Below are 12,986 nucleotides of genomic sequence, written 5' to 3' on the forward strand. Positions count from 1 at the left end.
CCGGCCTCGCCGATCCACGACGTGACTCGGACGCCCTCGGTGGTGGGAGTGGGATGCGCAGACCCGGATCTCCGTTCGTCTCGCCGTCGCCGTCCTCGACTCGGACGGGATGGCGCCGTGCCCTCGATCGGGTCATGGGCAGTGGGCGACCGGGCGATCGTGGTCCGGTCGCGTCCGAATCGGAGCGTCGCCAGCAGATCGACCGCATCCGACAGCCGCTGCGCAGCGACTACCGGATCGCATTCCTGTCCCTCAAGGGCGGTGTGGGCAAGACGACCGTCACGGTCGGCCTCGGGTCCGTGTTCGCGTCTCTGCGCCGCGACGACGTCATCGCCGTCGATGCGAATCCCGATTTCGGGACGCTCGGTGAACGCGTTCCGCGGCAGACGATGTCCACGGTGCGCGACCTTCTCGCGGCCCGGCCGACCATCCGGAGCTATGCCGACATCAGGGAGCACACCTCCCAGTCGTCGAGCCGCCTCGAGGTCGTCGCCGGGGAACGAGATCCGGCCGCGTCGGAAGCGTTCACCGAACAGGACTATCGCGCGGTCATCGACACCCTCCGAGCTCACTACAACCTGATTCTCACCGACTGTGGCACCGGCATCATGCACTCGGCCATGGAGGGGGTGCTGTCGCTGGCGCACGCGCTGGTGCTGGTCAGCTCGCCGGCTGTCGACGGTGCCAAGAGCGCCGCCGCAACCCTCGACTGGCTGGGTCTGCACGGGTACGCGCATCTCGTGGAGCGGACCGTGGTGGTCATCAGCGCCCACCGGCCGGGCGCCGCGAGCATCGACATGGAGGAGCTCACCCGCCACTTCCTCGCGCGCTGCCGTGCCGTCGTGGTGATCCCTTTCGACGATCATCTCGCGGAAGGCTCCGTCGTCGACCTCGATCGACTCCGCCCCCGCACGCGCGCCGCCTTCGTGGACCTGGCGGCGATGATGGCGGACGATTTTCCGGACGCGGAGGGCCGTCACGCGTCCTCTCCGCACTCGACGCCGCAGCGTCACCGCGCGTACTGACGGCGCGTCACTCGGGCTCGGCCAGGGGTTTCAGCACCATCACACCGCGGTCGACCAGAGCCGTGGGATCGAGGTAGTCGCGGCCGCGGCGCGCTCCCCAGTGCAGGCACCACACGGCGGAGCACCCCACGTGGCCCGGGACGAGTACACCGATCGGCTGACCCTGTCGAAGCCGGGTTCCGACCGTGACGGTGGAGGTGACCGGCTCGTACGTGGTCCGGAGGCCGCCGGCATGGTCGATCGAGACGACCGGGCGGCCTGCGACAGCACCCGCGAACACGACGACGCCGTCCCCGGCCGCGACGACGGTGTGAGACGGATCGGAACTCGCATCGAGATCGACGCCGCGATGGCCCGGCAGCCACCGCTCGGGTGGCGGGTCGTACGGGGTCACCACGGCAGGACGGGGCTGCAGCGGCCAGTCGAACGTGCGTCCGTCCGTGTCCGCGGCGGCTACGGATCCGGACGCCAGCAGGGCGGCCGTCAGCGCCGCGTACACGAGTGCCGTACGCGACGACACACGGCGGGCAGTGCGGAGACAGGTCATCCCGGCACTCTCGCGGGCGCGTCGACGATGCGCCGAACCGAGGCGTCGTCTCCCGGGGACGGTCCGTTCTCCGTGCACAGGCCGTCGACCCGGTTATGACCTGCGGCGTCGCGGACGTACACTGGCATCTGCGGCCTGTCCACACGGGTCGACTTCGCGCGCTCGTCGCGCTCGGGAGCGGAACGGCACCTGTCGATCCTCCACCCGAGCACGAGTTCGTCGGCTGGTCCTGCACTGCAGGTCCGACGGACGACGAGCGCCAGGGCACGACATACCGGCGGTACGACGGACCCACGGGTCCGGGCGATCGGCGGTGCTCGCGCGTCAACCGGCACACGAAAGAGAGATCCACAGCTATGGCTGTCGTTACCATGAAGCAGCTGCTCGACAGCGGCACGCACTTCGGGCATCAGACCCGTCGTTGGAATCCGAAGATGAAGCGTTTCATCTTCACCGATCGCAACGGCATCTACATCATCGACCTGCAGCAGACGCTGACGTACATCGATCAGGCGTACGAATTCGTCAAGGAGACCGTCGCCCACGGTGGCACCGTTCTCTTCGTCGGGACCAAGAAGCAGGCACAGGAGTCCATTGCGGCCGAGGCGACTCGGGTCGGAATGCCCTACGTGAACCAGCGCTGGCTCGGCGGCATGCTCACCAACTTCACCACCGTCCACAAGCGTCTGATCCGGCTCAAGGAACTCGAGTCGATGGAACAGACCGGTGGCTTCGAGGGTCGCACCAAGAAGGAAATCCTCATGCTCACGCGTGAGATGACCAAGCTGGATCGCACCCTCGGTGGTATCCGGGACATGTCCAAGGTCCCGTCGGCGATCTGGATCGTCGACACCAACAAGGAGCACCTCGCGGTCGCCGAGGCTCGCAAGCTGAACATCCCGGTCATCGCGATCCTGGACACCAACTGCGACCCCGACGTCGTCGACTACCCGATCCCGGGCAACGACGACGCGATCCGTTCCGCAGCACTCCTCACCAAGGTCGTGGCGTCCGCCGTGGCCGAGGGCGTGCAGGCGCGTGCCGGCCGCAACGCCGGTACGGACGAGAAGCCCGAGGTCGGTGCCGGCGAGCCCCTGGCCGAGTGGGAGCTCGAGCAGCTCTCGCAGGCCTCCCCGGCCGCCGAGGCGACGCAGCAGGCCGCTGCCGAGACCCCGGCAGCCACCGACGCACCCGTCACCGAGGCTCCGGCCGCCGAGGGTGCGAACGGTGCGGCGGCTCCCGCCGAGACCGAGGCACCCGTCGCGGACGTTCCCACCGCGCAGAACTGATCACGGTCGAGACCCGGTGTGCCCGTTCGTGGCGCACCGGGTCTCGTTCTGATTCACCCCCCATTTCCTCGAGCAATGCAAGGAGGCTCGCCCACGATGGCGAACTACACTGCCGCCGACGTCAAGCGGCTCCGTGAGCTGACCGGCTCCGGCATGTTGGACTGCAAGAACGCGCTCGCCGACAACGACGGCGACTTCGACAAGGCCGTCGAGCAGCTCCGTATCAAGGGCGCGAAGGACGTCGGCAAGCGCGCCGAGCGTTCCACCGCCGAGGGTCTCGTCGTCGCGAAGAACGGTGTCCTCCTCGAGATCAACTCGGAGACCGACTTCGTCGCCAAGAACGAGGAGTTCCAGAACTTCGCGCAGTCCATCGCGGACGTGGCAGCCGAGGGCAAGCCGGCCGACGTCGACGCCCTGAAGGCGCTGCAGCTCGACGGCAAGACCGTCAACGCCGCACTGCAGGAGCTCTCGGCCAAGATCGGCGAGAAGCTCGAGATCCGTCGCGTCGTCTCCTTCGACGGCCCGGTCGCGACCTACCTGCACAAGCGCAGCTCGGACCTCCCGCCCGCCGTCGGCGTTCTCGTCGAGTACACCGGTGAGGGCGAGGCCGCAGCCGAGGCCGCTCGCGGCGCAGCGATGCAGGTCGCCGCGCTCAAGGCCAAGTACGTCACCCGCGACGAGGTCCCCGCCGACATCGTCGAGGGCGAGCGCCGCATCGCGGAGCAGACCGCCCGCGAGGAGGGCAAGCCCGAGCAGGCGCTGCCCAAGATCATCGAGGGTCGCGTCAACGGCTACTACAAGGACGTCGTGCTGACCGAGCAGTCCTCGGTCCAGGACAGCAAGAAGACCGTCAAGGCTCTTCTCGCCGACGCCGGAGTCACCATCACGCGCTTCGTGCGTTTCGAGGTCGGCTCCCACTGAGCCTCGTGACACCCGAGTGACGTCGTGACCGTGCCGTCCACCCCGAGGGGTGGACGGCACAGTCATGTGCGCCCCGTGCCGACGCATGGGGCAAGATCAGGCGCAACAGTGTCGTGCGGACACCGACCCGCACACGCCCCACGGACAGGAGCCTTCATGACCGAGTCGTCGCCCGCCCGCACCGGATTCTCCCGAGTGCTGCTCAAACTGGGCGGTGAGATGTTCGGTGGTGGTCAGGTCGGACTCGATCCCGACGTGGTGCAGAAGGTGGCGGAGGAGATCGCGGACGTCGTCCGTTCGGGTGTCCAGGTCGCCGTCGTCATCGGCGGCGGGAACTTCTTCCGCGGAGCCGAGCTCCAGGTGCGCGGTATGGACCGGTCCCGCTCCGACTACATGGGCATGCTGGGCACCGTCATGAACTGCCTCGCCCTGCAGGACTTCCTCGAGAAGCAGGGCATCACCACGCGCGTGCAGACGGCCATCACCATGGGCCAGGTCGCCGAGCCGTACATCCCGCTGCGCGCCGAACGCCACCTCGAGAAGGGGCGCGTGGTCATCTTCGGAGCCGGCATGGGCATGCCCTACTTCTCCACCGACACCACGGCGGCGCAGCGTGCGCTCGAGATCGGCGCGGAAGTGGTGCTGATGGCCAAGGGTGTCGACGGGGTCTACTCCGCGGACCCGCGAGAGGATCCGACCGCCACGATGTACACCGAGATCTCGCACCGCGAGGTCATCGAGAAGGGGCTGAAGGTGGCCGATGCCACAGCCTTCAGCCTCTGCATGGACAATGGGATGCCGATCATGGTCTTCAATCTGCTCACCGAGGGAAACATCGCACGAGCGGTGTCGGGTGAGAAGATCGGAACACTGGTCAAGTGAGTCACCACGTGCAGTCGCTGCACACTCGAGGTTCTCGGAAGGAACGGTCGTGATCGACGAAGCGCTCTTCGACGCCGAAGAGAGAATGGAAAAGGCCGTCACGGTCGCGCAGAACGATCTGTCGTCCATTCGGACGGGTCGCGCGAACCCGGGGATGTTCTCGAAGATCGTGGTCGAGTACTACGGCTCGCTGACCCCCATCACCCAGCTCGCGGGCATCAACGTGCCCGAGGCGCGCATGGTGATCGTCAAGCCGTACGAGCAGGCCCAGTTGGGCCCCATCGAGACTGCGATCCGCAACTCGGACCTGGGGTTCAACCCGTCCAACGACGGACACATCATCCGGATCTCCATCCCGCAGCTCACCGAGGAGCGGCGCCGCGAGTACGTCAAGCAGGCCAAGAGCAAGGGTGAGGACGCGAAGGTGTCCATCCGCAACGTCCGCCGCAAGGTGATGGACGAGCTCAAGCGCATCCAGAAGGACGGCGAGGCAGGCGAGGACGAGGTCACTCGCGCGGAGGCCGAGCTCGACAAGACCACCGCGAAGTACGTCGCGCAGGTGGACGAGATCGTGAAGAACAAGGAAGCGGAATTGATGGAGGTGTGACCTCCGCACGTCCCGGTGGCCCAGATGAAGTGAAACGAGAAGCAGTGTCCGTATCGGCCGACAGCGGTTCGACCGCCGATCCCGCCCCGAAGACCTCGCGGGCGGGCCGCGACCTCCCCGCGGCGATCGCGGTCGGTGGCGCACTGGGCGTGTCCCTCATCGTCGTCCTGGTCCTGGTTCCGCTCGTGTTCATCGGCATCGCCGCCGCCGCGGTCGCCGTCGCCTCGTGGGAGGTGACGAAGCGGCTGCGGGAGTCCGACATCTCGGTGCCCCGCATCCCGGTGATACTCGGCGGTCAGGCGATGATCTGGCTGGCCTGGCCGTTCGGTGCACTGGGGGCGCTCAGCGCGTTCGCGGCGACGGTGCTGGTCACGATGGTCTGGCGTCTGCTGTCCGGTGGTCTCGACGTGGCACCGAAGAACTATCTGCGCGATTGCGCGATCTCCATCTTCGTCCTGTCCTGGCTGCCGTTGTTCGGTGCGTTCGCGGCGCTGCTGACCCTCGAGGACAACGGTGGCGCGCGAGTCCTCGTCCTGATGATCGCGGTGGTGTGTTCGGACGTCGGAGGTTACGCGGCGGGCGTTCTGTTCGGCCGACACGCGATGGCGCCGGCCATCAGCCCGAAGAAGTCCTGGGAGGGGCTCGGCGGATCGCTACTCTTCAGCGTCGTCGGCTGCGTCCTGACGGTCACGTTCCTGCTGGATGCGAACCCGTTCGTGGGCGCCCTGCTCGGAGTGGTCATCGTCTTCTCCGCGACTCTCGGCGACCTGGTCGAGTCCCAGGTCAAGCGGGAGCTCGGGATCAAGGACATGGGGACGATGCTTCCCGGTCACGGCGGACTGATGGACCGCCTCGACTCCGTTCTGCCCAGCATCCTCGTGACGTGGATCGTTCTGACGATCTTCGTCTGATCCCGTGCCCGGCCGCGACGGCGTGATCGCCAGTCCGAACATCTGGAACTGGCCCGACGTGTACGAGGCCGAGAATCGCGCCCAGGACGTCACCGGCGAGATCGAGGCGGTGTTGCGGGATCTCACGCCGTGGGCGGGACGCGACGTCGTCGACGTCGGATGCGGAACCGGATTCCATCTGCCTCTGTTCGCCCGCGAGGCACGGTCCGTGGTCGGTGTCGAACCGCACCCACCACTGGTCGAGCGTGCTCGGCACCGGGTCGCGGGCTCCGCTGTACGGGTGCTCCGGGGGACTGCGGATCGGCTGCCGCTGGAGGACTGCTCGGCGGACGTCGTGCACGCCAGGACGGCCTACTTCTTCGGGCCGGGATGCGGGCCGGGCATCACCGAGGCCATGCGGGTCCTACGTCCGGGCGGGGTGTTGGTGGTGGTGGATCTCGATGCCACGGTCGATCCGTACGGCGCGTGGATGCGCCGGGATCTGCCGCACTACGACCCCCTCACCGTCGAACGATTCTTCGCCGCGCAGGGCTTCGGCCTGCGCCGGGTCCGGACACGGTGGTCGTTCGCGGACCGCGAGGAGGCCGCTGCGGTGCTGGGAATCGAGTTCTCGCCGCGCGTGGCTGCTCGCGCGCTACGTCAGCTCACCGGCACGTCCCTCGAGGTCGGATACCGGGTGCACACTCGTCGCAGACCGTACGGACTCGAGCCGGCCTGAGCCGCCGCGTCGGCGATCAGGAATCGAGAAGCAGCCCCGGTGCCCACCGGCTACCGTGTCCGCTGACCCGTTCGCTGCACCACGAAGGACATCAGCCATGGCCACGAAGTCGAGTACCGCACGGCACGTCGCCGACACCCACGATGTCATCCGGGTGCAGGGGGCGAGAGTCAACACGTTGCAGAACGTGAGCGTCGACCTTCCGAAGCGCCGTCTGACGGTGTTCACCGGCGTGTCCGGATCGGGCAAGAGTTCGTTGGTGTTCGGCACGATCGCCGCCGAGTCCCAGCGCATGATCAACGAGACGTACAGCGCCTTCGTGCAGGGGTTCATGCCCACTCTCGCGCGGCCCGACGTGGATCTGCTCGACGGTCTGACGACGGCCATCATCGTGGACCAGCAGCGGCTCGGTACCGACCCGCGGTCCACCGTCGGTACCGCCACCGACGCGAACGCGATGCTGCGCATCCTCTTCAGCCGTCTCGGACAGCCGTACGTCGGCTCCCCGCAGGCGTTCTCGTTCAACGTGGCGTCCATCTCCGGTGCGGGAGCGGTGACGGTGGAGAAGGGCGGACGTCAGACGAAGGAGAAGCGCACCTTCAGCATCACCGGCGGGATGTGCCCGCGGTGCGAGGGGCGCGGCTCCGTCTCCGACATCGACCTCACCGCGCTCTTCGACGACAGCAAGTCGCTCAACGAGGGTGCGATCACGATCCCCGGCTACAGCATGGAGGGGTGGTACGGGAGGATCTTCCGCGGCTCCGGCTACTTCGATCCGGACAAGCCCATCGCGAAGTTCACCAAGCGCCAGCGCGAGGACCTGCTGTACCGGGAGCCGACCAAGATCCAGGTGGACGGCATCAACCTCACGTACTCCGGACTGATTCCCCAGATCCAGAAGTCGTTCCTGTCCAAGGACGTCGACGCGATGCAGCCGCACATCCGGGCGTTCGTCGAACGCGCGGTGACCTTCGCCGTGTGCCCGGAGTGCGACGGCACGCGGCTCAACGAGGGTGCACGGTCCTCGACGATCGACGGCGTGTCGATCGCCGACGCGTGCGCCATGCAGATCAGTGATCTCGCGACGTGGATCCGCGGAGTGTCGGCACCGTCCGTGGCCCCGCTGCTCACCTCGCTGGGAGACACCCTCGACTCGTTCCGCGAGATCGGACTGGGCTATCTGAGTCTCGACCGGCCGGCGGGCACGCTCTCCGGTGGTGAAGCGCAGCGCACCAAGATGATCCGGCACCTCGGATCGTCGCTCACCGACGTCACCTACGTCTTCGACGAACCCACCACCGGACTCCATCCCCACGACATCGCCAACATGAACGATCTGTTGATCCGGTTGCGCGACAAGGGAAACACGGTGCTCGTCGTCGAGCACAAGCCCGAGACGATCGTCATCGCCGACCACGTCGTCGATCTCGGACCCGGCGCCGGAACGGCCGGTGGCACGGTGTGCTTCGAGGGCACCGTCGAGGGGCTGCGGACGAGTGACACCATCACGGGCCGGCACTTCGACGACCGCGCCGCGGTGAAGGACGCGGTGCGCACGTCGACCGGAGCGGTGGAGATCCGGGGCGCCGATTCGCACAACCTGAAGTCGGTGGACGTCGACGTGCCCCTCGGGGTCCTGGTGGTCGTGACCGGGGTCGCCGGGTCGGGCAAGAGTTCGTTGATCCACGGCTCGCTCTCGGGCCGCGAGGACGTCGTGGCCGTCGATCAGGGCGCGATCCGCGGCTCGCGGCGCAGCAACCCCGCGACCTACACGGGCCTCCTCGAGCCGATCCGGAAGGCCTTCGCCAAGGTCAACGGGGTGAAGCCGGCTCTCTTCAGCGCGAATTCGGAGGGAGCGTGCCCGACGTGCAACGGCAACGGGGTGATCTACAGCGACCTCGCGATGATGGCCGGAGTCGCCACCGTGTGCGAGCTGTGCGAGGGCCGACGGTTCCAGAACTCGGTCCTCGAGTACCACCTCGGCGGCCGCGACATCAGCGAGGTGCTCGCGATGTCGGTGGCGCAGGCACAGGAGTTCTTCGCCGGCGGTGACGCCGCGCTACCGGCGGCGCATCGAATCCTGACTCGGCTGAACGACGTGGGCCTGGGCTATCTGAAGATCGGTCAGCCGCTGACCACACTGTCCGGGGGCGAGCGTCAGCGGCTGAAGCTGGCGACGCACATGGGGGACAAGGGCGGCATCCTGGTCCTCGACGAGCCCACGACGGGACTGCATCTCGCCGACGTCGAGCAGTTGCTCGCCCTGCTCGACAGGCTGGTGGACGCCGGGAAGTCGGTGATCGTCATCGAGCATCACCAGGCCGTGATGGCCCATGCGGACTGGATCATCGACCTCGGACCGGGCGCCGGGCACGACGGTGGCACCGTGGTCTACGAAGGAACACCCGCGGACCTGGTCGCGGCACGGTCCACCCTCACGGGTGAACACCTCGCCGCGTACGTCGAGCGGTGACCGTCAGCCGATCGAGAAGACCGCGGCCTGAGCGGTGATCTTCTTCGCCTTGGCCAGGCGGGGGAGGTCGCTGCCGTCGCGCACGCCGGAGCCGTCCTCACCGAGCTGGGCGATGACGTCCCGAGCCCACGCCACATCGGCAGCGCTGGGTGCGAGTTCGCGGTTGACGATGGGGCCCTGATCGGAGTGCATGCACAGCTTGCCGGTCATGCCCATGGAGACGGTGAGCTGGCTGTCGCGGCTCAGCATGCTGTCGTTGACGGCGAGGGTGGGGCCGTCGATGGGGCCGGGAAGCCGGGCGGCGCGGCTCGACACGACGAGCCGGGCGCGCGGGTAGGCCATCGCCATCGGGTCGTCGCTCATGCCGGTGTCGCGCCGGAAGTCGCCGCTGCCGAACGCCAGGCGGAAGGTGGCCTCGGCGCGCGCGATCTCGGGGGCAGCCTCGAGACCCATGGCCGACTCCACCAGCGCCACGATCCGGCAACCGTGACCCAATCGGTCGGCGGTGGCCTCGACCTGGCTTCCGCTCTCGGTCTTGGCGAGCATGACGCCCTCGAGGGTGTCGATGCCGCGCAGCGCGTCGAGATCGTCGGCCCAGTACGGCGTGGTGGCGTCGTTGATGCGTACCCAGGCGCGGCCGCCGGCACGGAGCCAGGACACGACGGCATCGCGTGCGGCGGGCTTCGCGCCCGGTGCAACGGCGTCCTCGATGTCCAGGATCACGGCGTCGACGGCGGACTCCGCGGCCGGGGTGAAGAGTTCCGGCTTGCTCGCAGGAACGAGAAGCCACGAGCGCGCCTTGTCGGCGGCCACTCCAGATAGCACGGGGTTCTCCAGGAAGGTCGTCACGTGTGCAGTCCTCGCTCGGTGTGTCGCTCGTGGGTCGCGTCGAGCTGCGACTCGTACCGTTCGATCACCACTGTGCACGGCAGACCACCACACGTGAAGGTTGTGTCAATAGTGTTCACGTGCGCGACGGAACACCGACGGCCGCGACGTGAGATCGCTCACGACCGCGGCCGACGAACTACTTGCGCTTGGCGGCCCGGCGGACCTGCAGGATGCGCACTCCACCCGCGGTGGCCATGACGAGCGCACCGGCGACCGCGGCGAGGAGCATGCCGATGCCGATGGGCAGGTCGAAGGTCCAGCCGAACAGGTGAATCGGGACGCTGTCGAGGTTCTGGATGATGAACACCATCAGGACGACCAGGATGATCGCGCCCACCACGAGACCGGTGTAGAGCGCCGCCGCACGGGTGTGCTTGACGCCGTCGGGCGTCTTTCCCTGCGCCAGGCGGGTGTCCGTGGGCCCGGTCTGCTCGACGGGGAGACCCGCGGCGGTGGAGGAGGTGTCCAGAGGAGCGTCCGTGCCGGTCAGGGCGTTCGGATCGGATGCGTCGTGCGATGAGCGGGCCATGTACAGATCATGCTGTACGGAGGTGGCGAATGCACGTCTGCCCCGACCGTGCCCGACAGTGTCGCCGAACAGTGAGAGAATGGTGCTCACTATGGCACCCATCGCTCTCCCTCTCGTGTTCGACGCTCCCCGTCGCGGCATGCCCGCGAAGCACCTCGCCGACCTCGACGCGGACCAGCGTCGAGCGGCCGTCGCCGAGCTGGGCCTGCCGGCGTTCCGCGCCGACCAGCTGGCGCGGCAGTACTACTCCCGGCTGGAGGCGGACCCGGCGAAGATGACCGATCTTCCGGCGTCGGTCCGCGAGAAGGTCGGGGACGCGCTGTTCCCGACGTTGCTCACGCCCGTCAAGCACATCGCCTGCGACGGCGGGGACACGCGCAAGACGCTGTGGAAGGCCGCCGACGGCACTCTGCTCGAGTCGGTTCTCATGCGGTACCCGGATCGCGCGACGCTGTGCATCTCGAGCCAGGCCGGGTGTGGCATGGCCTGCCCGTTCTGCGCCACCGGCCAGGCCGGCCTGCAACGCAACCTCTCCACGGCCGAGATCGTCGACCAGGTGCGGAGCGCTGCGGCGGATCTCCGCGACGGTGCGGTCGAGGGCGGCGAGGGGCGACTGTCCAACGTCGTCTTCATGGGGATGGGGGAGCCGCTCGCGAACTACAAGCGCGTCGTCGCGGCGGTCAAACGGATCGTCTCGCCCGCGCCGGAGGGCCTCGGCCTGTCACAGCGCTCGGTGACGGTGTCCACCGTCGGGCTCGCGCCCGCGATCCGCAAGCTGGCCGACGAGGGTCTGACGGTGACGCTGGCCGTGTCGCTGCACTGCCCGGACGACGAACTGCGCGACACGCTCGTCCCCGTCAACAACCGCTGGCCCATCGCCGAGGTCCTCGACGCGGCGCGCTACTACGCCGACACCACGGGGCGACGGGTCTCCATCGAGTACGCGCTGATCCGCGACATCAACGATCAGCCGTGGCGAGCGGACATGCTGGCCAAGAAGCTCAAGCGCGCCCTGGGGGCGCTGGTCCACGTGAACCTGATCCCGCTCAATCCGACACCCGGCAGCGAGTGGGACGCCAGTCCGAAGCCGGTGGAGCAGGAATTCGTGCGACGCGTGCGTGCGCACGGAGTCTCGTGCACCGTGCGTGACACGCGGGGTCAGGAGATCGCGGCGGCCTGCGGGCAGCTGGCCGCCGAGAACTGAGCCGTCAGGAGCGGCGCGGCTTGCGGCGGAGCAGGATGTCGCGGACCAGCAGGCCTGCGATGGCCGCGGCGAAGCCGACGAGCCAGATGTCCTCGACCCGGCCCGTGTGGTTACCGATGATCATGACCAGCAGGATCGCGACGGTGACCCAGCCCGCGATGCGCGAGGTACGGGGGCCTTCGCCGCTCCACCCCCACTCCGCGGACGGCACCTCGGCGGTGCTGACCTTGGTTGTGGGAACGCGCTCGACGTCCGAAGCCTGGTTGCGGCTGATGTCGGTCACGGCCGATCCTCCTGAAAGTCTGTGATGCAGGTGGTCCCTGGTGGGCTGAATCCTAGCGCGCTGTACGACCGGCCGTCGTAGGGGCAGTCGCCACGACGTGTCACGCGGTGAGGGCCGCGAGGTAGCGACCGGTCGCGATGCGCTGGGTCGCCCTGTTGAGGGGCCCGCCCAGTGCGACGACCCTGTTGCCGGGCCGCGAGAAGGCGCGGATGTGGGCGGTTACGGCGTCGGTGACCGGATCGTGTCGGACGGTGAAGCGCTCCTCACCCGACTCGGGGTGACCCGGCAGCGTGCCGTACGCGAAGCCCCGGTGGTGCGACTCGTCGATCACCTCGACGACCCGGCACGGGATACGGACCGGACCGAGCAGCAGGACCACCACGGTGTCGACGGTCGCCGACGCCGCGCTCGACCGCACCCGCAGCCCGGCGCCGCGATGCATGTCCCACTCGACGATGCGGCGTCCGGCCCGCTCGAAGAGTTCGAGGCCGGCCCCGATGCGCTTCTCCACGTCGACGTGGTGGTAATCCGCCGGCATCGACTCGTGCGCGGTCCCTCCGATCTCGGCGTACGTGAGGGGCGTCGAGAAGTACGAGTCCGGATCGGCGGACGGGAGCAGGGGCACGCGGTCCATCCTCACACGGTGAGACGCAGTTGCCCGCTCACCGTGCTCTCAGTGAGGTCGTCCACACTGTCCAGGTGACGG

General features: G+C 68.1%; 14 protein-coding genes. 9 read left to right on the top strand and 5 right to left on the bottom strand.

Annotated features, from left to right (window positions below):
* The first annotated feature begins 53 nt into the window (after positions 1 to 53).
* Positions 54 to 1,025 (top strand): MinD/ParA family protein, encoded by a 972-nt coding sequence (locus HQ325_RS19720; protein ID WP_222631925.1) that lies wholly within the window; start codon positions 54 to 56, stop codon positions 1,023 to 1,025.
* 7 nt (positions 1,026 to 1,032) lie between these two features.
* Here HQ325_RS19720 and HQ325_RS19725 read toward each other — a convergent pair whose 3' ends face one another.
* Complete coding sequence (locus HQ325_RS19725) at positions 1,033 to 1,572, bottom strand: M23 family metallopeptidase (protein WP_222631926.1); 540 nt, start codon at positions 1,570 to 1,572, stop codon at positions 1,033 to 1,035.
* Between the two features lie 356 nt (positions 1,573 to 1,928).
* Between HQ325_RS19725 and rpsB the strand changes: the two genes are divergently transcribed.
* The 7 genes from rpsB to HQ325_RS19760 all read left to right on the top strand — a co-directional run bounded on the left by rpsB (position 1,929) and on the right by HQ325_RS19760 (position 9,373).
* Positions 1,929 to 2,861, top strand: coding sequence for a 30S ribosomal protein S2 (gene rpsB / locus HQ325_RS19730; RefSeq protein ID WP_222630770.1), 933 nt, complete (start codon positions 1,929 to 1,931; stop codon positions 2,859 to 2,861).
* Positions 2,862 to 2,957: 96 nt separating this feature from the next.
* Positions 2,958 to 3,782, top strand: a complete 825-nt coding sequence (gene tsf, locus HQ325_RS19735) for a translation elongation factor Ts (protein WP_222631928.1) — start codon at positions 2,958 to 2,960, stop codon at positions 3,780 to 3,782.
* A gap of 156 nt (positions 3,783 to 3,938) precedes the next feature.
* Positions 3,939 to 4,664 carry a UMP kinase gene (gene pyrH / locus HQ325_RS19740; protein ID WP_027505037.1) on the top strand — a complete coding sequence of 242 codons (726 nt, stop codon included), beginning with the start codon at positions 3,939 to 3,941 and terminating at the stop codon, positions 4,662 to 4,664.
* A gap of 49 nt (positions 4,665 to 4,713) precedes the next feature.
* Positions 4,714 to 5,271 (top strand): ribosome recycling factor, encoded by a 558-nt coding sequence (gene frr / locus HQ325_RS19745; RefSeq protein ID WP_027505038.1) that lies wholly within the window; start codon positions 4,714 to 4,716, stop codon positions 5,269 to 5,271.
* Positions 5,272 to 5,315: 44 nt separating this feature from the next.
* Positions 5,316 to 6,182 (top strand): phosphatidate cytidylyltransferase, encoded by an 867-nt coding sequence (locus tag HQ325_RS19750; protein ID WP_308014645.1) that lies wholly within the window; start codon positions 5,316 to 5,318, stop codon positions 6,180 to 6,182.
* A 22-nt stretch (positions 6,183 to 6,204) separates the two neighbouring features.
* Entirely contained in the window at positions 6,205 to 6,900 is a 696-nt protein-coding gene (locus HQ325_RS19755) for a class I SAM-dependent methyltransferase (protein ID WP_222632616.1), read from the top strand.
* A gap of 97 nt (positions 6,901 to 6,997) precedes the next feature.
* On the top strand, positions 6,998 to 9,373 hold the full coding sequence (locus HQ325_RS19760; protein WP_222631931.1) for an excinuclease ABC subunit UvrA: 2,376 nt from the start codon (positions 6,998 to 7,000) through the stop codon (positions 9,371 to 9,373).
* A 3-nt stretch (positions 9,374 to 9,376) separates the two neighbouring features.
* Here the strand turns inward: HQ325_RS19760 and HQ325_RS19765 are convergent, their stop codons facing one another.
* Both HQ325_RS19765 and HQ325_RS19770 read right to left on the bottom strand, forming a co-directional pair.
* Positions 9,377 to 10,222, bottom strand: coding sequence for a CoA ester lyase (locus HQ325_RS19765; protein ID WP_197027755.1), 846 nt, complete (start codon positions 10,220 to 10,222; stop codon positions 9,377 to 9,379).
* A 178-nt stretch (positions 10,223 to 10,400) separates the two neighbouring features.
* Complete coding sequence (locus tag HQ325_RS19770; RefSeq protein ID WP_027505043.1) at positions 10,401 to 10,793, bottom strand: lipopolysaccharide assembly LapA domain-containing protein; 393 nt, start codon at positions 10,791 to 10,793, stop codon at positions 10,401 to 10,403.
* A gap of 91 nt (positions 10,794 to 10,884) precedes the next feature.
* Here HQ325_RS19770 and rlmN point away from each other — a divergent pair, with 91 nt between their 5' ends.
* Complete coding sequence (gene rlmN / locus HQ325_RS19775) at positions 10,885 to 11,997, top strand: 23S rRNA (adenine(2503)-C(2))-methyltransferase RlmN (RefSeq protein ID WP_027505044.1); 1,113 nt, start codon at positions 10,885 to 10,887, stop codon at positions 11,995 to 11,997.
* A 4-nt stretch (positions 11,998 to 12,001) separates the two neighbouring features.
* Here rlmN and HQ325_RS19780 read toward each other — a convergent pair whose 3' ends face one another.
* A complete protein-coding gene (locus HQ325_RS19780) occupies positions 12,002 to 12,280 on the bottom strand; it encodes a DUF2631 domain-containing protein (RefSeq protein WP_374107245.1) in 279 nt (92 codons plus the stop codon).
* A 100-nt stretch (positions 12,281 to 12,380) separates the two neighbouring features.
* The gene (locus tag HQ325_RS19785; protein WP_222631932.1) at positions 12,381 to 12,914 is read right to left on the bottom strand and encodes a DUF1990 family protein; all 534 of its coding nucleotides are present in this window, start codon (positions 12,912 to 12,914) and stop codon (positions 12,381 to 12,383) included.
* Positions 12,915 to 12,986: the final 72 nt, after the last annotated feature.

It is taken from the genome of Rhodococcus sp. BP-349 (assembly GCF_019835845.1).
GTDB lineage: Bacteria > Actinomycetota > Actinomycetes > Mycobacteriales > Mycobacteriaceae > Rhodococcoides.